A 19,483-nucleotide genomic window follows, 5' to 3' on the forward strand; every position below is an offset into this window, starting at 1 on the left:
GGGTTTGGGGCTTAAGCCCCAATAAAATCTTTCTTTCCAATTTTTTTTATCCGAGGGTCAAAGGACAGCCTCTCAAGATGGTCCAAGGCACAGCAAATCGTCGTAACCCAGGCATCCCCCCTGCCCGGTTGATCACCAGAAACCGGAAATCACTATCGCCAATGAACAATGGTCCATCCTTGTGCCAGGGCCATTTTCTGCAAGGCAGGAGTAGGGTCCACGGCAACCGGATCCTTGGCCGCCATCAGAATACTCAGGTCCGCCTGATGGTCGGAGTACACGGCAGCCTGACAGGTGGCCAGTTGTTTGCCGAGATGGTGTTCCAGGGCCACGAGCTTGTCGGGACCGTAACAATTGGGCGACGTCAACATACCCGTGAATATTTCCGGGGAATTCCAATCGGTGCGGGTGCAGACCACCTCCTGGATGCCCAGTTGTTCCGCCAGGGGGATGACGTACAGATCCAGGCTTGCCGTGGCCAGAATGAGGCGATGCGCGGCGTTGCGATGCTGGGTCAGTTTTGCAACAGCCCCCGGCTTGAGCCAGACACGGATCAACTCCGCCACCGTGGCATCGATCCGGCGTTGCAACGTTGCACGGGGCAGATGACCGGCTACATGCCGGAAAAACTGCCCCTTCAACCAGGAGTTGCTGCGCCACCCGGCCTTGTACATAAGCGTTGCCCAGAGCAACCAGGGCACCCGCCCCCAGCGACCCGGTCGCCGCAGCAAGACATGGCGTAAAAATATGCGGAAGGTGTCACAAGACGTGATGGTCTTGTCGAGATCGAAAACCGCCAGGTGGTCCTGTTGATTCTCAAGCATGGGTCGGAGGCGTCCTCATGCACCTTTGGCAGATGTTTCCCACAGACGGGTGCTTTCCCGAAAATATCCCCAAAAAATGGCCAGGATGGCAACAAACATGACATATTCGGGAATTTTGAGCCGGTCCCCAAGGATGCCGAGCAGGCCAAAAACCAGGGACAATCCTGCCAGAAACAGCACGGTCCGGTTGACAGACCAGCCCAGATGCAGGAGCAGATGGTGAAAATGTTTGCGGTCGGGGGCGAAGGGATGACGTTTTTGGAGGATGCGACGCAGCATGACGCTGAACATGTCGATGAGGGGGACGGCGATCAACCAGACAGCGGTCACCGGGCGCAGACTGGGATGCGTTCCCTGGGTCAGGTAGACCATGAACCAGGCCAGGGCGAACCCCAGGAAGGTGCTGCCGGCATTGCCCATGAACAGGGTGGCCGGTTGACCGCGCCAGCGCACATTGAAGGCGAGGAATGGCAGCAGGACGGAGATGAAGGCCATGGCCAGCAAGGTTGCCTCCTGATTGCCACTCAAGCCGGCAAGAGAGGCGATCAAGACAAAGGAGACCAGGCTCAGCATGCCGCCCAGGCCATCCAGACCATCGGCCATGTTCACGGCATTGATCACGCCCACCATGCAGATCACCGTAAACAAAACCGACCACCCCCCCAGATAGATGACACCAAAAGCGAGCAGATTGCCCAGATAATTGATGTCCAGGCCACCCCACCAGGCCATGATCATGGCCACCGTGATATGCACGCCAAAGCGGAGCGCAACGCTCAAATCCAGGTAGTCGTCCACGACGCCCACCAGGACCAGAATGGCAATCGCCACAAACAGGTGGCGCATTTCCGGAAGGTTCAAATTGAGGAAAAAGACTGCGGTCAACAGACCCAGAAACATGCCGGCCCCCCCGATCAGGGGCTTGTTGCCGACGTGAATCTTGCGGGCATCGGGATGATCGACGAGACCGATCCGATGCGCCAGAGGCCGCCCCGCCCACAAGGCTGCATACGTGACCGTCATGCCCAGCAATAAACTGGTCAGGGAATCCGAACCCGTCAACCGCACCCAATCCATGATCCACCGTAAGTTTATATTTTTGGTTCGGATTATGCCAAACCAAGCGATCCTTCCCTTGCTATCATAACCTGTTGCCTGAATGAAGCCAACCGATTTACCCCGTTTCGCTTTCCATTTTCCTTGTCAAGCAATCGGGTTGGTATAAACTTGCGACGGTAGATGGATGCGTGATTGACATTTCGCAACTCTTTGGCCGAATTTTTTCAGGATTGCTCCAACATGGCTGATCGTGACTCCAGCAAACCGGGTTCCTCGAATACCGGATCCGGCCCTGCTCCCAGGGATGCGGCTGCCAAAACCGGGTCCAGCCCTGGCCCCAGGGATGCGGCTGCCAAAACCGGATCCGGCCCCGGCCCCAGAAATGCGGCTGCCGATAAGGGTGGAACAGCCAGCTCCCGTCGCCAGTGGGAAAGATCGGTCTTTACGATCAAGGCGACGCTGACCCTGAATAACCGGGAATTTCCTCCCCTGACTGGTGTCACCGAAGATGTCAGTCTCAATGGCGTCAAATTTCTTCCGGCCCGTGCCATTCCCCCCATTCCCATTGGTCTGGAGGGGTCCCTGGTCGTGGCCCTGGGAGACGGTCCCATGACCTTCCCCTGTCGGACAGTCCGGATTACCAATACCCATATTTTTCTCACCCTCCTGGGCAAGGAGGCCATCTTCGGTCAGGCCATCACGGTCGAAGCGTTCCGCAGCATCAAAAGACCTGGTTCCGACCATAAATAAATAGATCCAGCCCTGGCGTCCACAACACCTATGGCACACTTGCAGTTGTTCGCGATGTATGCACTCCTGGGAGCCGCATCCGGGGTATTGGCCGGTCTGCTGGGGGTGGGAGGCGGGATCATTCTGGTTCCGGTCCTGGTAATCTCTCTGGAATCCCAGGGAGTTGTGCCGGCCATTTCCATGCATGTGGCCCTGGGAACTTCCCTGGCCATCATCGTGCTGACAGCCATGGCCTCCATACGTGCCCATCATCGCCGGGGTGCCGTGGAGTGGTCCATCGTCTGGCGCATCACCCCGGGTATTCTCGTCGGCACCTTTCTGGGGTCCGGGGTGGCCGATCACCTCTCGGGCCCCACCCTGAAAAAATTATTCGGCCTGTTTGCCCTTGGCCTGGCCTTCTATCTGGCTTTTGGTCGCCCCCCCAAAGCCAGTCGGACCCTGCCCAAAGTCACCGGCATGGCCCTGGTGGGCGGCATCATCGGCTGCATTTCGGCCTTGATGGGCATCGGCGGTGGCAGCCTGTCAGTGCCCTTCATGGTCTGGTGCAATGTCACCATGCGCCAGGCCGTGGCCACCTCGGCAGCCATCGGCTGGCCCATCGCCATGGCCGGAACCCTGGGGTACATCCTGACCGGATGGGGTGAGGTCCATCTTCCCCCCCTGAGTCTGGGATATGTGCATTTTCCGGCAGTCCTGGGCGTGGCCATCGCCAGCGTCTTCTGCGCCCCCCTGGGTGCCCGCTGGGCACACACCATCCAGCCCCTCCTGCTGCGCCGCCTCTTCGCCACCCTGCTCCTGGTTTTGGGCGGGCGCATGCTGCTGGCTTGAATTAATTTTATTGAGGACCCGTGCCAAAACGTACCCGTTTCAGATGTTGAATAGTGCCACGCTGCCGAATGGGAACTGAAGAGCAGCTTATTTCGGAAGATCAATTGTCGGATTTCTGCTGAACCAGTACACGATTGCCCTGATGTTTTTTTGATAGACCTGTCTTGCAAAAGTGAATATCTTGGAACATCTCTCCGACTCCCCGCTTTGAAGAGTTGGTGAAAAGTAAGATCGAAAGTGGTTTTTACAATTCCGCCAGCGAGGTGATGCAGGATGCATTGCTGATTTTGGAAAAACGCGACCAATCGCGCAAATTGAAGCTTGAGAAGTTAAGGTTCGAGATTCAAAAAGGAATAGATAGCGGGGAAGCGACCCCCCTGGACGTGGAAAAAATCAAGAAACTGGGTCGGGAACGGCTTGTTTCCTGAAGCTACTGATTCGCTTCGTTTTTCCTTATATTGCCAATCTTCCGGTAACTGCTGTCCTGACTGAAAAATGGAAAGCAGATTGCGACCAGCAGCATGATCAGATTGTTGATGACAAAGCCGCTGATCATGTGGCGTTGTTGCAGGGGTGGCCAACCCATTTTGGGAGTTTCCCGGCGTTTTTGTTTCATGATGAAGGAGGTGACCAGAAACGCGACAAAGAGAAACCCCATGCCCAGGACGGCAATCTCCCGGCGGGCACCATCCCCCATGAACAGGGAGAGGGTACTCAGCAACCAGTAGGGAATGATCCACGGGCAAACGAGCAGTTGCAATACCTTGGTGCCATAGATCACCTTCCACAAGGGCGGAAAACGCTGAAACCGATAGGAAAAACGCAACAATTCGACCAGGAAGGCATTCCCCTTGCGAAATTTATGAAAAATGTAGTCGCGGATGGTCCGTGGCGCACGGGTTTCCCAACCACCGAATGAGGCCAGAAATTCCACCCGGACTCCCTGACTGTGGGCCGAGAAAGCCAGGTGAATGTCATCCGCCACGCAATCGTCCGGAAAGAGACCCAAAACACTCTTGCGAAACAGGTAGCAGGGAGCCACAACAATGGATGCGGAAAAAACCTGACTTTCCAAAACCCGCAAAATATTCTGGTCATGCCAGAATTCCGTTTCCAGGGCAATGGCATCCCGTGGAAACATATTGGCTCCGATCACCCCGACTTCCGGATCCGCCAGCAGGTTTTCGACCAGGTTGCGCACGGTTTCCGGATGGAGGATGGCATCGACATCGGTAAACAACAGCAGGGCCTCATCCGGACATCCCGCCATGAAATGATTCAATTGATTGATTTTTCCCTTGCGGGGTGCCCGGACCAGAAACCACCCCTGCCGCTGGACCAGGGCTTTTTGCAGGAGTTCCAGTGTGCCGTCACTGGAACCGCCATCCACAAAGGTGATGGTCAGTCGCTCTGCCGGATAAGCAATTTTTTCCAGATTGTCTATTTTTGCCTGGATGAGATCGCACTCATTGTAGCAGGGGACACAGATGCGGATGAGGGGCAGATCGGCTGCGGCTGTTTTTCTTGAGGATGAATTTTTCTCCAAAGTGAACATGGCCAGCAGAAACAACAGAATGATATAACCGCAGTAGGACCAGAAGAGGATGAGAACAATGAAAAAATAGCTGGAAATGATGATGAACATGGCCGTCAGCGCACCGTCCAGGATTTCCAGAATACGGCGGGCAATGCCGTCAGATATATTCTGGCTTTTTTGAAGCCCAATTCGTAAGGATGGCGCAACACTTCCAGAAAATAGGGCCAGGAAAGGTAAAATTCCCGGTAGGCTTTTTTGGCCCACTGTTCCATGGCGAGCCAATCGACTTCCGGATAATGGGGGGCACCATTCTTCAACCACCCCTTGGCGACCAGTTCATCATGGAACGGTGTCCCGGGGAAGGGAATCATCAATTGAAACTGGGCCGTATCGGGGCGGATTTCGCAGGCCCAGTTGATGGTTTCCCGAATGCTTGCCGGGGTTTCTCCGGGAAAACCGATGGCAAAATCGCCATGGATATGGATGCCTGCCGCCTTGGCATCCCAGGCAAAGCGGGTCATGCGCTCCTTGAGAACGCCCTTGCGGATCGCCCTGAGAATTTCCGGATTGCCTGACTCGAAACCCACATGCAAATTCAGACAGCCGGAACGGTGCATCGTCACCAGGGTATCCCGATCCATATTGCCCCGGGCATAACAGGACCAGGGAAGATCCAGTCCGGCGGCAATCTTGGCCTCGGCAAACTCGCCGGCCCGACCCGCCGGCAGGGTGTCGTCCTGGATCATCAGGGACCGCACATGGGGCAGATGGCGTTGGATGAATTTGACTTCTTCAATAATATTGGCCATCGAACGCACATTGTAGGTCTGCCCCTTGATGAAAGAGGAGACCCACAGGCAATAGGTGCATTTGCCCCAATAACACCCGCGACCAGTCATGATGTCGATGAAGGGAAATTTTTCCGACGGGGTTCGGTACCAGGAGAGATTCAGGTGCCGATTGAAAAAGTCGCTGACAAAGGGAATGCCATCCAGTACCTCGCCAGAGAGATAGGTGCGGGTGGGATTGAGGTGAATCTCTGCCCCGTCACGATGGACAAAGTTGGGTATGGTGGTTGGATCGGCTCCTTCCAGAAAATCCAGGATCGGATATTCGAACTCGCTGACGACACCCCAGGCGACCTTTTTGGATTTGGCCAGGGTTTCCTGCGGCGAGATGGAAAAAAACGGACCGACAAAAACGGCCTGACATTCATGCAGGGTCAGGAGATGATCGGCCAGGGCCGCATCATTGTCGGCGCTCAACTGGCCGGTATAGATCACCAGGAGATCCGGCTTGAATTCCAGAAACAAGGTTTCGGTTGCGGCATGCGTCAACCCGGCGGCTGGGGCATCCACAAATTTGACTGGATATCCTTGTTTTTCCAAAAGTGCGCCACAATATCCCAACCAGACGGGATACCATTGGGTACCCGAGTTGGAGACAAAATCGCACCGGGCATTGCGCATGTAATCTTTGACAAACGGCGGGGAAAGCAACATCACCCTGGATTTTTGCATCTCTCTTTCCATGTCCGGCAAATGGTGCATTCATCTTGCAGAGATCATCCTGAAGATTGCCTGCACTCGTGTCTTGAATGGGGATTTTACATGTTGCTACAGGCCATCCAGACCTGAATGTCAGAAAAAGTTTCTACAGGAACCTGGATAATTTTCATAGGTTTTTTGGCTGCTGTAAGGAAAATCCCTGGAGCATTTATTGCGATTGCATTCAAATCAAGCTGGTTGCACACTGGCAGGCCTTGTTCGTTCCCTGGCAAAGGATCTGGAGAGATGCTGCGTGTTGCCCTGATCAATCCCTTCACCCCGGACGGCAATTTTGTGCCGCCACTCGGTTTGTTGACCTTGGGGGCGATCCTCGAACAACGTGGCCACGATGTCGCCCTGTTTGACCAGAACCGGAACCCGGATATTGTCAACCATGTGGTCGATTATGCACCTCAGCTCATTGGTTTGACCGCTGTGACATCGGCGGTTTTGAGTGCCCGGCATCTGGCCCGTCGGCTTCGTGATCATTTGCCGGGGGTGCGGGTGGTGCTGGGCGGGCCGCATCCAACCGCCATGCCCGACGAAGTGATCCATTGGCCGGAGGTGGATTTTGTGGTGGTCTCGGAAGGGGAAATTTCCCTGGGACTGCTGGCCGATTGGCTGGCGGCCCGGGGTACGCCGGCCCAACTGGAAAAAATTCCCGGCCTCTGGTTCAAGGATGCCGGGGGAGTTCGCGCCAATCCGGTCGGGGCATTCCTGACCAGCGATGATCTGGATCGTCTGCCGCGACCCGCCTACCATTTGCTGAATATCGAGCAGGTTGTCACCCGGATCCGCCACGGGGTGTTTCGGCAGGGACGGCGGGTATTGCCCTACATGGCTTCCCGGGGATGTCCCTATCTCTGCACCTATTGCAGCGCCATGATGGGACGACGCATGCGGCGGCGACGCCCGGATCTGGTTTTGGACGACTTTCAATTTCTTGTGGATCGGTACGGCATTGACGAAATCTATCTCGAAGATGACAATTTCACCCTCTCCCGGGAGTATGCCGCAACCATTCTGGATGGCGTGGTGGCCCGCCGCCTGCCGCTCACCCTGAAATTTGCCAACGGTATCCGGGTGGACAATCTGCAACCGAGTCTCCTGGAAAAAATGGCGGCCACAGGCGTGCGCAGCCTGAGTTTCGGCCTGGAGAGCGGTTCACCCAAAGTCCTGAAACTCATGCAAAAAAGCTTGAATCTTGACCGGGTACGCGCCAAGACGGAGATGATCAAGCGGCATGGTTTCCTGGTCGGAGCCAGCATGATTATCGGCCATCCCGGTGAAACCGAGGCCGATATTCGGGAAAGTTACGCCTTTTTCAAAAGCCTGCGTCTGGACAGCATGGCCGTGGTCAACCTGATTCCCTTTCCGGGAACTGCCGTGCGGGAACTTTGTGTGGCCAACAACTGGTTGACTCCCCAGGCCCAGGATTGGGACAATTATTATTTCGATATTGCCCATCCCAAAATACTCATTGCCACGGACCTGTTGAGTCAGGAACAAATAACAAAGCTGTTGCAGGAGATATTTTTCAAATTTTACCTGGATCCCCGTCGGGTATTGACCTTGTTGCGCCATATGCAGGTGGAGGATATGCTGGAAGGAATCAAACTGGTCCTGCAAAAAATCAAAAACCGGACCCGATCACAGGATCATGACCCGATCACAGGATCATGACCCGATCATGGGATCATGACCCGATCACAGGATCATGGACTCTTTTTCAGGATCCCCTTCATGTTCAACATAAAATTGCGTTCCAGGGAATTTTTCGCCGCCCTGGCTGAATCCCCGCCAGGGGTTGTGCGTTGTCGTCGCTCCTGGCGGCAGGAGCGGGAACGTCGTGAAAAAATCCTGGTTCACCATTTTGATCCATCCGGCTGGGACGACAACTGGTTCGGGAACAGTCTCAAAGGGTTGCAGGCCATTCTGAAAAAAAGTGCCCTGTATGATCGCGGCATTCAGAATGCGTTGAATATTCAAGTGGTCAGCGAAGAGTTGTTCTTCCCGAATCTGCCCGAGGCGTTTGACGGATACACCATTCTGCATTTGTCGGACCTTCATTTTGGCTCCCTGCCGCAGGTGGATGACATCATCATCCAGACCCTTGACAACCAGGAATGCGATTTGTGTGTCATTACCGGGGATTTTCGGGCCAGCATCCTGGACAGTCATGACCATCTCCTGACCCAGATGAAAAGAGTCGTTAACACAGTTGCCGCCCACGATGGTTTTCTGGCTGTGCTTGGCAATCATGACGCTGCGGACATGGCTGAGCCTCTGGATGAATTGGGTTGCCGGGTGCTGATCAATGCCCGGGTCATTCTGCGCCGTCAGGACGCCGCCATGCACATCCTGGGACTGGATGACACCCATTTTTTTCCTTCCCGCATGGCCATGGCGGCCCTTGCTGCTCCGCGCCAGGAAAATTTCAGTATTCTTCTGGTCCACTCCCCGGATGTCGCCCAGGCCGCCGCCCGGAATGGCTTTGATCTTTATCTTTGCGGCCATACACATGGTGGCCAGATTTGCTGGCCGACGGGAACTCCCATCCTGACCGGTTTGCGGGATGGATTGTTTCACCACAGTCATGGCTTGTGGCGACAGGGCAGCATGCTGGGACGAACCTCCAATGGCCTGGGTGCTTCCCTGGTACCGGTCCGCTTTTTCAACCGCCCGGAAATTGTCCGGATTGTCTTGAGAAAAAGGTTGGATGCCGTTCCGCAAGATGTGGTATCGTGAACGCTGGATTGGTAAACAGATCAATCAACAATCGGTCCTTGTGGGGCAAGCCATGCTTGAAGCTGTCGAAGCTGTTTGCATCAACGGCATCATCAAACCTTTGGAACCGATCATCTTTGAAGATGCGGAACATTTGGTGATATTGCGTTTTCCCAAAACGATATCACCTGCACAGCCAGCACACACGCCTCAGAATGTCACCGTAGAATGGCAACAGTTGGTTGGAGTCTTGAAAAATTCTCCCAACTTTAAAGGCGATCCCGCAGCAATCCAGCGTGCCATGCGCCATGAGTGGGATTGATTGGTTATTGGATACCAGCATGGTGATTGGTCTGCTCAAGGATTATCCTCATGCTGTAGCCTTGGCCGAAGAACAGGAATTGACATTGGACCGTACCGCAATCAGTCAGATCACGCGCATGGAATTGTTGGGATTTCCTGGCCTGACTGAAAACGAGGAAACCGCTATCCAATCGTTTCTAAACGCCGGTCATGTCATATTGCTGGACGCCGCCATTGAGCAGCATGCGATCCGGTTACGTCGTGCCGGCTTGCTGAAATTGCCTGACGCCATTATCGCCGCTACTGCGATTGCCCGGCGGTTGCGCTTGCTTACTTTGGACCGAGACTTGTCCAAGGTAATGTCTGATTTATATTCTGGTTGGTGATCCTGTAGCTTGTTTATCGTTCTTTACCTGTTGCCTGGAAAGTATCAATTGTTCTTCCCAATGACAAATTGGCGTGCTTTGGTCAGTCTTAACCGTTGACAATGGACGCATTTGTCAGTGCCCGCCACCCCCGGCCATACGCCGGATATGGGGTACCAGGTCGGCCACGGCCTGAAAACTGTGGGCTGCCCCCCGCCGTGAGCCGGGAAGATTGATGATCAAAGTATTGCCGCGCATGGCAGCCACCCCCCGGGTCAGAACTGCCGAGCGCACCTGTGCCAAACCGGCCTGACGAATCAATTCCGGTATGCCGGGCATCTCCCGGTTACAGACATCTCGCGTGGCTTCGGGGGTGACATCCCGGGGGCCTGGTCCGGTACCTCCGGTGGTGAGAATGACATCCAGGGTGTGTTCATCGGCCCATTGTCGCAAAAGGTGACTGATTTGTTCCCGGTCATCGGGCAGAAGCGTGCGGAGGATCATCTCGCCACCCGCAGCCCGAACCAGTCCTTCCAGGGCATCCCCGCTGCCATCGTTGCCCAGGTTCCGGCTGTCGGAGAGAGTCAGGATACCTACCCGCAAACCGGTCCAATCCTGTTGTCCGTGACTGTGACTGTGACTGTGACCGTGTCCATGCCCGTGTCCATGCCCGTGTCCATGCCCGTGTCCATGTCCATGCCGGTCGTGATCGTGCCCATGTCCACATCCATGTCCATGCCCATGCCCATGTCCATGCCCATGCCGGTCGTCATGATCGTGCCCATGCCGGTCATGATCGTGTTGGTGTCGATCTTGCCGGCATCGGTGCGAGTCATGACCGGGGAGAGGGTGATCATGGGGGGCCTTGGTCGGGTGAGCGTGATGACCATGGCGATGCGAATCCTGGTCACCATGCTGGTGCCTATCCTGGTGATCCAGATCCTGATCCTGATCCGGCTGGATGTTGGCGGCCTCGCACCCCGGACAGGTATCAACCCACCGTTCCCCTTGCTCGGTAATCTCTTTTTTCCAGAATGTGGCCCGCACCTTCAAATGGTCGATCAGGAAACGACAGGCATCGAAAGCCTCGGCACGATGGGCTGCGCTGGCAACAACAAGAACAATATTTTCGCCCAGAGCCAGACGACCGATACGATGCACCACCGTCAGCCCCTCCACCTGAAAACGGGCCTGGGCGGCAACAATGATTTTTTCCAGTTCCCTTTCGGTCATGCCTGGATAATGCTCCAGTTCCAAGGCAATGACCCGGGCATCCGTCGCCAGGTCGCGCACGGTTCCGACCATGGCAACCACCGCCCCTATGCGGGAATTGTTGGCCGTCAGTGCCCGGATTTCCGCCTCGATGGAAAAATCTTCATGCTGAATACGGATCATGATCAGGACGCCTCCTCACCCCCCACTGACAGGTGGAAAAACGGCCACTTCGTCGCTGTTTTTCACCGGGTCATGGGGACGGGCATACACCTGGTTGACCGCCACTCGCAAATGCGCCCCTTCCAGGGCGGCGGCGAAATTTTCACCCTGCTGGCGCAAGAAAGCCAGCATCTCCGCAACGGTACACGTCTCTCCGGGCAGGTCAATGTCCATCCGGGTTTGACCGATTTTTTCGCGTACCCGGGCAAAAAACAAAAAACGGGCCATCGACTCAACTCCTGGCAAGTCCACATTCCAGCCACTGGTGCGCCGCAGCCAGATCCATGGGGGTATTGATGTTGAAAAAGGGGTCCGGGGCATCTGCCCGCAGCGGGAATTCTACCACCCGATGCGGGTGACCGGCAAACCATTGACCCAATGCCAATTGGCCCGCATCGAGAGCCTCGGTAATTTTTGGCCGGATTTGACGGGGCCACAAGGCCACAGTCGGATGGAGGCGTTCCCCTGTGGCCACAGTGACCGGAATCACCGGATCCTGGGTTGCCTGACACAGGATCCAGACCAGGTTCTGGGGCAGGAAAGGAAGATCCGTCGGTACCGTGAGGACCCAGGGCATGGTCGCCATGGTCAAGGCCGTTTCGATGCCGGCCAGTGGACCTGGAAAATCGGTGCGCAGGTCGGGAAAAACCGGCAGACCAAAGGATGCAAACCGGGATGCATCGCCATTGGCATTGATGGCCAGGGTTGCCACCTGTGGCGTCAGGGAGAAAACCATGCGCTCCAGAAGGGTTTTGCCGTTCAGGGCGAGACTTGCTTTTTCCTGGCCCGCCATACGGCGCGACAAGCCACCGGCCAGAATCACGCCCATGACATCCGCCGGGTCTGTTTTGTGCATGTTGCCCTGTCCATTTCACCAAAGGTATACCGTACCGGTCACCCTGCCGGCTTTGCCAAAATAATTCTTGTATCTATTGAACCTTTCACAACCCATTCTGTCCAATCAGTTCAGAAGGTGAAATCATCAGATACCGTCGCATGAGACTCTTTTTCGAATGCGCGTTGAAATTGTGGTTCAAGATACACTCACCCACAACCGATGAACAGGGGGCAGGGAGCGCCGAGAAAAAAACACATTCCCGGAAGCGGGTGGGTTGCATCAGGAGTATCCAGACATGTTACAAAATCAAGACAAAAAACAAACGTCTCATCCAACCCCCGCCAAAGGTGTCCATCCGGAAAAATCGGTTCATTCCGAACCACACCCGCCAGGCAGGTCCCGAGCAGAGCTTCACCCAGCCAAGGGCCACGCACCCGAGACACATGGAAACGGTGGTCGTCGCCATGCCCCTGATGCCCATGCCCGGGATGGACACGCCAACGACACCCATGACCGGGATGGACACGCTCACGACAGCCATGCCCGTGCCAATCATGCCAGGGAAGATACGGAACATGGGCATCATGCGCACAACAATCACGACCGGGATCAACAAACCCATCTCCACACCATCTCCCCCGCCGTCGTTCACCACCGGGGCCAGAGAGAAGAGGGACAGGAAGAGGAAGATATTCGCAAGGAATTGGCACTTTTGATCCAAAAAAATGCCGAGCGGAAAAAAAGACAGTTATTGTTCCTTGCCCTGTATGTCAGCCTTCTGTTGCCGTCCAGCTACTATGCTTTCGCCTATTTCAAGATGGACCCCTTGCCTCTGGGCGTGGCAACAATTGGACCAGAAGCACCTGCCACACAGAAGAAGCTGGATATTATGCGCACTGTCATCCTGGACACAAAGAGTTCCCTGGTAGGCAATCTGGGTTATGATGACACGAATCACATGAGCGTGGTTGAGGAAACACGACAACCCCATGAGTCGGATGAATCCGGGTCTCCCAAAATACTCCGGGCGGAAAAAGGCCCCCTGTTGATCACGAATGTCCAGACAGGAAAAAATGCCCAGGGCAAATATCACCTGCGCGGCGAACTGTTCAATCGTGGTCAGCAGACCATCGACCGGGCTACCCTCCGGGTTCTGTTCCCGGACCAGGATGGCACACCCTTGATGGTCCAGCAGGTGGATCCCCTGGTCACCCAGAGTTGGGTCCTCGGAGTGGTGAGCGCACCCCTGGAGGGGGGAGCTTCGCGAACCTTCGATGCGGAAATCGTGAATGTCCCCGCAGAGTGGTCCGGAAACATCACAATGGAAATCACCCATTTTGAAGCCACCGAACCAAAACGTGAAGAAAAATCCGTGGACCGCAAACCAGCACACCAATCGGTCGGCGACAAAATTCAGGACTCGGTGAAAATTGCGCAAATGGAAGGAATACCTCGTCCATCGCGCCCATAAAACCCGACCTGCACGATGATGCAACTGGAGATCTGGACCTGGAAGGCCGCAAGTGGATAATATACCGTCCACTTGCGGCTTCATTTTTTTTTAACTCCAGAATAATTCGTCCAATGGGTTGGCATGCATCTGGTGTTGGCTTCCACATCCTTGTTTCGGCGACAATTACTGGAACGACTGGGACTTCCCTTCGTCGTGAGTGGACCGGGCGTGGACGAAACACGTCTGCCAGATGAGTCACCGTCGGCACTGGTGCAACGTTTGGCCGAGGCCAAAGCCCGGGCTGTTGGCCCCGATCATCCCGACAGCCTGATCATTGGTTCCGACCAGGTGGCGGAAATCGATGGGTATATTCTCGGCAAACCGGAAACTCATGCCCGGGCCGTGGCGCAGTTGCAACAGGCCTCCGGACGGCGCGTGGCCTTTGTAACCGGAATTTCCCTGTTGAATACGGCCACGGGACGCCTGCAAACGGACATGGTTCCTTTTCATGCCCACTTTCGCCCGCTCAGCCCGCCCCAGATCGAACGCTACCTGCTGCGGGAGCGTCCCTACGCTTGCGCCGGGAGCTTTAAAATGGAAGGATTGGGCATCGCCCTGTTCGAACGCCTGGAAGGCGATGACCCCACGGCGTTGATCGGCTTGCCTCTCATCCGTCTGGTGACCATGCTTGCGGAAGAAGGAGTGGATGTGATCTGATGTCTGGCAACCATGTATCCATGCCCGGAAAGCTTTTTCGCGTCTGGTTGACGCGCTCCGTTTCTCTTTTGCTCATGGTGATATTCATGACGTTTTCCACTGCGGCAACTGCCGCCCCGGATGGCAATGGATTTCCGGGAAAATTTGTTGAAACCTCCTGGCTGGTGAACCACCTGAACGACCCGGATCTGCGGATTGTCCAGGTGGGAGGAGATAATTTTTACGCCAATCTTCATATTCCGGGAGCGCTGCTCGTGCTATACCAGGAAATTGTCACCACGCGCGATGGTGTTCCCGCCATGCGGGCCGATGCGGCGGATCTTGTGGCCCTGTTCGGTCGGCTTGGTATCGGCCCGACCACCCGGGTCCTGGCCTACGATGCTGCCGGCGGTCTGGATGCCGCCCGTTTCATCTGGACCCTGGCTACGCTGGGTCACGAGCAGGGTGCCGTCCTGGATGGCGGCATGGTGGCCTGGTACCAGGAAAGCAAACCTGTCACACCGGTCGTTCCTTCCGTACCATCTGTCGCGTTCAAACCCGCTCCCACGGAAACGTGGAGCAGCACATGGAACGAGGTACAGAAGATTTCCCAAAGCCAGGATCCGACGATTCTGCTGGATACCCGCAGCGAAGGGGAGTACCTCGGACGCAACCTGAACGGCCCACGCGGGCATATTCCCCGGGCACGGCATCTGGATTGGACGGAAAGCCTGCGGGATCGACAAATGCCGGTGTTGAAAGATCGGCAACTTCTGATGGATTTATTGGCGGCACGCGGGCTGCGTACCCCCGACCAGCCCGTCATCGTTTATTGTCAAACCGCCCACCGGGCCTCTCAGACATGGCTATTGTTGCGCCATCTGGGATTTTCACAGGTGCGCCTCTACGATGGATCCATGGCCGAGTGGGGATTGCGCAACCTGCCCCTGGTGGTCGGGGCCAACCCGCAATAGAAGGCGACAGCAGGAGATGCCATACCATGTTTGATGCCCTGACCAATCGACTGGATTCGGTTTTCAAGAAACTGCGGGGACGCGGCACCCTGACGGAAGCCAACATTGACGATGCCATGCGCGAAGTGCGTATGGCCCTGCTGGAGGCGGATGTCAACCTCAAGGTGGTCAAGGAGTTCATCGTCCGGGTCAAGGAAAAAGCCATTGGCATGGAGGTTCTGGCCGCGCTCTCTCCCGGACAACAGGTCATCAAGGTGGTCCATGACGAACTGATCCACCTGATGGGCGATGCCAACACCACCTTGAACCTCGCCACGCAACCCCCCGCCGTGGTGATGATGGTGGGCTTGCAGGGGTCGGGAAAAACCACCACCACCGGCAAGCTGGCCCGCTGGTTGACCGAGAAACAACGTAAACGGTGTCTGCTGGTTTCACTGGATATTTATCGCCCAGCCGCCATGGACCAGTTGGCCACGGTCGGCAAACAGGCCGGCGTGACCGTACTGCCCGGACGCCCGGAGGCCGATCCCCGCCAGATTGCCAGGGATGCCCTGCAAGAAGCCCGCAACGGTGGGTTCGATGTCCTGTTTCTGGATACCGCCGGACGCCTGCATATCGACGAGGAGCTGATGACCGAGCTGGCCGAAGTCAAGGCGCTGGTCAACCCCATCGAAATGTTGCTGGTGGCCGATGCCATGACCGGTCAGGACGCCGTGACCGTGGCCGAACGTTTTCATCAACGCCTGGCCATCACCGGTGTGGTGTTGAGCAAAACCGATGGCGATGCCCGGGGCGGAGCGGCGCTCTCCATTCGCCAGGTTACCGGTACCCCGATCAAATTTTTGGGCACCAGTGAAAAACTGGAAGGTTTGGAACCCTTCCATCCCGACCGTCTTGCCTCCCGCATCCTGGGCATGGGCGATGTGATCACCCTGGTCGAAACCGCCATCGAAAAGATGGACATGACCAAGGCCGCCCAGTTCCAGGAAAAAATTCTCACCACCCAATTCACCCTGGAAGATTTCCTGGAGCAGATCCAGCAAATGAAAAAAATGGGGTCCATGGGTGACCTGATCGGCATGCTGCCGGGCGTCAAACAGGCCCTCAAAGGCCAGGATCTCTCCGGGGCAGATGGTCAGCTCAAGCGGGTGGAAGCCATCATTCGCTCCATGACCCGGGAAGAACGCCACAAACACCAGGTGATCAACGCCTCACGCCGGCGACGGATCGCCACCGGCTCGGGAACCTCCGTCCAGGAAGTCAACAAGGTTTTGAAACAGTTTGTCGAGATGCAGAAAATGATGAAAAAATTCGGGAAAATCGGCAAAAAAGGGTTCATGAGAGGCGGCTTCCCCGGTCTGCCCAAAATTCCCGGCCTGCCGTTTTGATGTCGTGGAAACCCGCTGTTGAACACTCAAGCCCCAACACAACCGGGAATCCGCCAGACCAGATCAGATTCCCGGGAGTGCCTGAGCCAATGCATGAACAAGTGTGTTGCTGCGGGTCAGGCGACCTTTCTGGTCACCTGCATGAACAAGTGTGTCGCTGCGGGTCAGGCGACCTTTCTGGCCACCTGTTTGCGGATGACATCCTGGAGTCGCCGCATGGGCGCGGAGAGTTCCTCAGCCGCCGTTGTCAGAAGGAAATTGTCCAATCCGCCGGCCCGGTCAATGGTACGGATGATCCGAGTGGAAACCGTGGTGTTGATGAAACGCCCCAGTGCCACGCTGAACATGGACTTTTTTTGAACGTTCGACATCCATTTCCGTTTGGTCTTGCGGTTGGAATGGGATACCTTGTGTCCGGTAAGGGGTGGCTTGTCGCCTATCGTCAGTTTTCTGGCCACGAAAGTTCTCTTTGGCATGGAGAGGTTGGAACCTGAATCAAGTGTCTCATGAACCGGAAAATATAGCGAAAGATTGACCAGGCTGCAAGGGCAGGCAAAAAAATGTTGGCCGGGGAACAGAAAGAAGTGTAAAAAATCAGCGGAGTTTGCGGCATGACGGATATCGATACAGCAAAGCCCATGGCAGATTTGATCCAGGAACATCCGGAAGTTGGGATCATTTTGGCCGAGATGGGCATCGAGTGCGGCAATTGTCTGGCCTCCCAGGTTGATACCCTGGAAGACGTGGCCAGAATGTACAAGCTTGACATGGAACGACTCTTGCTGAAAATGCGTGAATATGCAGCAAACGGAACCGGAGAAATCTCCGGAAACACGGCACCATGATCGGGAACCAGAATCGGTTTTGACGGGAGTCTGCGGCTCTCCTCAAGTGGGCGAAATCGGTATCACATTGGCGATGGATTGACGGCACATGTTGCGGAAGTTCTGGAATATGTTGTTGCGCATGGATGGTTGGCGAATCGTATCGGTGGTGTGTTGGCTGGCCATATCCAGCCTGGCGACGGCGGTTTCCGGCTGCGCAGCACCCCCCACGTCCGAGGTCAGTTCCACACAAGAAACCAGTGCCATTACCAGCGGCGAAGATGCCGGCGACAAAGAGCGTGTTGTCAACCAACTGGAAAATTCTTCCCAGGACAAGGATGTGACGTTCCAGTACCTTCTTGGTTTCATGCATCTGCGCGAACATCGCTATCCAGAGGCCGAAGAGGCTTTCACCCGGGTGGCCGAACTGGATCCCAAAACAGTTGATACTCGTGAAATCATTGCCCAATTGGCCACCCAGCGCGGTGACCTGGAAAAAGCGACTCTCTATGCCAGGGCGGCCATTCAACTGGATCCAAAACGGGAAGGAACCCGTCTGCTGCTCGCTTCCCTGTTGCGCACCCTGCAAAAATTGCCGGAAGCCGCCGAACACTACGAATATCTGATCCGGTCGGGAGACAACGCCGATCAGGTCCGCCTGCTGCTGGCACCCCTCTACGGCCTGATGAAGGATCCCCAACGGGCCTACCGGATTCTTGAACCTCTCTTCAACAAGCCCGGCTATGCCTGGCGTGCCCACCTGGCCATGGGTCGGGTCCACATCGATCAGGATGAGGATGCCAAGGCGCTGGTGTCATTCCAGGATGCCCGGCGCCTGGAGCCGGACCAGATCGAGCCGGTCCTGGCCATGGGCGGCCTGCTCCAGAAAATGGAGCGACAGGCCGATGCCGAAAAGGTCTACCGGGATTATCTTCAGGGCAATCCAGGCAGCCGGGTGATTCATACCCGCCTGGGACGCCTGATGTTGACCCAGGATAAACGCCAGGAAGCCCTGGAACAGTTCCAGGCTGTCACCCGCCTGGCACCCGAAAGCATCCAGGCCCGTTTGACAAGTGCCCTGATCCTGCTCAGTCAGGGAGCCTACCAGGAAGCCCTGAAAGAACTGCGCCTGGCCCAAGCCATCCAACCGGACAACACCGGAATCCTGTTCTATCTCGGACAAGCCCTGGAGGCGATGCAACAACGTGACGAAGCCGCCAGAATTTTTGAAAAAATTCCCAAGGGTGAACCCTTCTACATGGAGGCACAGATTCGTCTGGCCTACCACGAGACAACCCATGGCAAAGGAACATCCGCCATGGAACGCATCCGGCGGCTGGTGAATGAATTCAGCGACAAGGGAGAGGTGTTTCTGGCGGCCAGCGTTCTGATGTTGCAAGAAAAAGATTATGCGGGTGTGGTGGAGATGGCCAACCGGGGCCTGGCCCTGGATGCAAAACTGTCCCGCCTGATATTCAACCGGGCCATGGCCTACGACAAGTTGAAACGCTGGAATGAAGCCGAAAAGGATCTGGTGGCCTATCTGGCCGAGAATCCTGACGACCCGCAGGCTCTCAACTATCTTGGCTACTCCTGGGCCGAGCGGAATGAAAAACTCGATAAATCCTACGAGTATCTGCAAAAAGCCGTCAAACTTGCCCCCGGAGACGGATTCATCACCGACAGCCTCGGCTGGGTATTGTTCCGGCTCAACCGTTTGCAGGAAGCCTTGGCCACCATGCGCGAAGCCGTGCGCCTCGAACCCAAGGATCCAACCATCAACGAACATCTGGGTGATGTCTTGATGGCCGTCGGTCAGGTCCAGGAGGCCATCACGGTTTGGCAAAAAGCATTGGAACTGGATGCGGACAACCATCTCCTGCGGGACAAGATTCAAAAACATGCCAATAAATCTCAATAAGGCAAGGTCAGCGCC

General features: G+C 55.9%; 21 protein-coding genes. 13 read left to right on the forward strand and 8 right to left on the reverse strand.

Annotated elements, in window-relative coordinates; genetic code table 11:
• Positions 1 to 152 precede the first annotated feature (152 nt).
• Together HQL65_06790 and HQL65_06795 are read right to left on the reverse strand one after the other, a co-directional pair.
• Positions 153 to 824 (reverse strand): HAD-IB family hydrolase, encoded by a 672-nt coding sequence (locus tag HQL65_06790; GenBank protein MBF0135929.1) that lies wholly within the window; start codon positions 822 to 824, stop codon positions 153 to 155.
• 15 nt (positions 825 to 839) lie between these two features.
• Positions 840 to 1,886: an undecaprenyl-phosphate alpha-N-acetylglucosaminyl 1-phosphate transferase gene (locus HQL65_06795; GenBank protein ID MBF0135930.1), complete on the reverse strand. Its 1,047-nt coding sequence runs from the start codon at positions 1,884 to 1,886 to the stop codon at positions 840 to 842.
• 237 nt (positions 1,887 to 2,123) lie between these two features.
• Between HQL65_06795 and HQL65_06800 the strand changes: the two genes are divergently transcribed.
• The 3 genes from HQL65_06800 to HQL65_06810 all read left to right on the forward strand — a co-directional run bounded on the left by HQL65_06800 (position 2,124) and on the right by HQL65_06810 (position 3,889).
• Positions 2,124 to 2,633 (forward strand): PilZ domain-containing protein, encoded by a 510-nt coding sequence (locus tag HQL65_06800; protein ID MBF0135931.1) that lies wholly within the window; start codon positions 2,124 to 2,126, stop codon positions 2,631 to 2,633.
• A 30-nt stretch (positions 2,634 to 2,663) separates the two neighbouring features.
• Positions 2,664 to 3,461 (forward strand): sulfite exporter TauE/SafE family protein, encoded by a 798-nt coding sequence (locus HQL65_06805; protein MBF0135932.1) that lies wholly within the window; start codon positions 2,664 to 2,666, stop codon positions 3,459 to 3,461.
• A gap of 176 nt (positions 3,462 to 3,637) precedes the next feature.
• Positions 3,638 to 3,889 (forward strand): type II toxin-antitoxin system ParD family antitoxin, encoded by a 252-nt coding sequence (locus HQL65_06810; GenBank protein ID MBF0135933.1) that lies wholly within the window; start codon positions 3,638 to 3,640, stop codon positions 3,887 to 3,889.
• A 2-nt stretch (positions 3,890 to 3,891) separates the two neighbouring features.
• Here the strand turns inward: HQL65_06810 and HQL65_06815 are convergent, their stop codons facing one another.
• Both HQL65_06815 and HQL65_06820 read right to left on the reverse strand, forming a co-directional pair.
• Positions 3,892 to 5,106, reverse strand: a complete 1,215-nt coding sequence (locus HQL65_06815; protein ID MBF0135934.1) for a glycosyltransferase — start codon at positions 5,104 to 5,106, stop codon at positions 3,892 to 3,894.
• A 5-nt stretch (positions 5,107 to 5,111) separates the two neighbouring features.
• On the reverse strand, positions 5,112 to 6,518 hold the full coding sequence (locus HQL65_06820) for a radical SAM protein (GenBank protein MBF0135935.1): 1,407 nt from the start codon (positions 6,516 to 6,518) through the stop codon (positions 5,112 to 5,114).
• 273 nt (positions 6,519 to 6,791) lie between these two features.
• Here HQL65_06820 and HQL65_06825 point away from each other — a divergent pair, with 273 nt between their 5' ends.
• From HQL65_06825 to HQL65_06840, 4 genes are read left to right on the forward strand one after another with little or no spacing between them, the layout of a single operon-like run.
• Complete coding sequence (locus tag HQL65_06825; protein ID MBF0135936.1) at positions 6,792 to 8,228, forward strand: B12-binding domain-containing radical SAM protein; 1,437 nt, start codon at positions 6,792 to 6,794, stop codon at positions 8,226 to 8,228.
• A 60-nt stretch (positions 8,229 to 8,288) separates the two neighbouring features.
• Positions 8,289 to 9,293: a metallophosphoesterase gene (locus HQL65_06830; GenBank protein ID MBF0135937.1), complete on the forward strand. Its 1,005-nt coding sequence runs from the start codon at positions 8,289 to 8,291 to the stop codon at positions 9,291 to 9,293.
• Positions 9,280 to 9,594 carry an antitoxin family protein gene (locus tag HQL65_06835; GenBank protein MBF0135938.1) on the forward strand — a complete coding sequence of 105 codons (315 nt, stop codon included), beginning with the start codon at positions 9,280 to 9,282 and terminating at the stop codon, positions 9,592 to 9,594. Before HQL65_06830 ends, HQL65_06835 begins: the two co-directional genes overlap by 14 nt.
• Positions 9,581 to 9,961: a PIN domain-containing protein gene (locus HQL65_06840; protein ID MBF0135939.1), complete on the forward strand. Its 381-nt coding sequence runs from the start codon at positions 9,581 to 9,583 to the stop codon at positions 9,959 to 9,961. The genes HQL65_06835 and HQL65_06840 overlap by 14 nt, the downstream gene beginning before the upstream one ends.
• A 114-nt stretch (positions 9,962 to 10,075) precedes the next feature.
• Here HQL65_06840 and HQL65_06845 read toward each other — a convergent pair whose 3' ends face one another.
• Genes HQL65_06845 through mobA form a run of 3 tightly spaced genes read right to left on the reverse strand, consistent with a single transcriptional unit; the run spans position 10,076 to position 12,230 of the window.
• Positions 10,076 to 11,335, reverse strand: coding sequence for a molybdenum cofactor biosynthesis protein MoaE (locus HQL65_06845; protein MBF0135940.1), 1,260 nt, complete (start codon positions 11,333 to 11,335; stop codon positions 10,076 to 10,078).
• Positions 11,336 to 11,350: 15 nt separating this feature from the next.
• The gene (gene moaD, locus HQL65_06850) at positions 11,351 to 11,602 is read right to left on the reverse strand and encodes a molybdopterin converting factor subunit 1 (GenBank protein MBF0135941.1); all 252 of its coding nucleotides are present in this window, start codon (positions 11,600 to 11,602) and stop codon (positions 11,351 to 11,353) included.
• A 4-nt stretch (positions 11,603 to 11,606) separates the two neighbouring features.
• Positions 11,607 to 12,230: a molybdenum cofactor guanylyltransferase MobA gene (gene mobA / locus HQL65_06855; GenBank protein MBF0135942.1), complete on the reverse strand. Its 624-nt coding sequence runs from the start codon at positions 12,228 to 12,230 to the stop codon at positions 11,607 to 11,609.
• 277 nt (positions 12,231 to 12,507) lie between these two features.
• Here mobA and HQL65_06860 point away from each other — a divergent pair, with 277 nt between their 5' ends.
• The 4 genes from HQL65_06860 to ffh all read left to right on the forward strand — a co-directional run bounded on the left by HQL65_06860 (position 12,508) and on the right by ffh (position 16,723).
• A complete protein-coding gene (locus tag HQL65_06860) occupies positions 12,508 to 13,683 on the forward strand; it encodes a hypothetical protein (GenBank protein MBF0135943.1) in 1,176 nt (391 codons plus the stop codon).
• Positions 13,684 to 13,806: 123 nt separating this feature from the next.
• Positions 13,807 to 14,382: a septum formation inhibitor Maf gene (maf, locus tag HQL65_06865; protein ID MBF0135944.1), complete on the forward strand. Its 576-nt coding sequence runs from the start codon at positions 13,807 to 13,809 to the stop codon at positions 14,380 to 14,382.
• Complete coding sequence (locus HQL65_06870; protein MBF0135945.1) at positions 14,382 to 15,335, forward strand: sulfurtransferase; 954 nt, start codon at positions 14,382 to 14,384, stop codon at positions 15,333 to 15,335. Before maf ends, HQL65_06870 begins: the two co-directional genes overlap by 1 nt.
• A gap of 26 nt (positions 15,336 to 15,361) precedes the next feature.
• Positions 15,362 to 16,723, forward strand: a complete 1,362-nt coding sequence (gene ffh / locus HQL65_06875) for a signal recognition particle protein (protein ID MBF0135946.1) — start codon at positions 15,362 to 15,364, stop codon at positions 16,721 to 16,723.
• Between the two features lie 164 nt (positions 16,724 to 16,887).
• On the opposite strand, the gene rpmB is transcribed toward ffh, so the two are convergent.
• Complete coding sequence (gene rpmB, locus HQL65_06880) at positions 16,888 to 17,199, reverse strand: 50S ribosomal protein L28 (GenBank protein ID MBF0135947.1); 312 nt, start codon at positions 17,197 to 17,199, stop codon at positions 16,888 to 16,890.
• A gap of 135 nt (positions 17,200 to 17,334) precedes the next feature.
• On the opposite strand from rpmB, the gene HQL65_06885 reads away from it, so the two are divergent.
• Both HQL65_06885 and HQL65_06890 read left to right on the forward strand, forming a co-directional pair.
• Positions 17,335 to 17,568: a DUF1858 domain-containing protein gene (locus HQL65_06885; protein MBF0135948.1), complete on the forward strand. Its 234-nt coding sequence runs from the start codon at positions 17,335 to 17,337 to the stop codon at positions 17,566 to 17,568.
• 88 nt (positions 17,569 to 17,656) lie between these two features.
• Positions 17,657 to 19,468: a tetratricopeptide repeat protein gene (locus HQL65_06890; GenBank protein ID MBF0135949.1), complete on the forward strand. Its 1,812-nt coding sequence runs from the start codon at positions 17,657 to 17,659 to the stop codon at positions 19,466 to 19,468.
• Positions 19,469 to 19,483 lie beyond the last annotated feature (15 nt).

Source organism: Magnetococcales bacterium, assembly GCA_015228935.1.
Classification (GTDB): Bacteria; Pseudomonadota; Magnetococcia; order Magnetococcales; family DC0425bin3; genus HA3dbin3.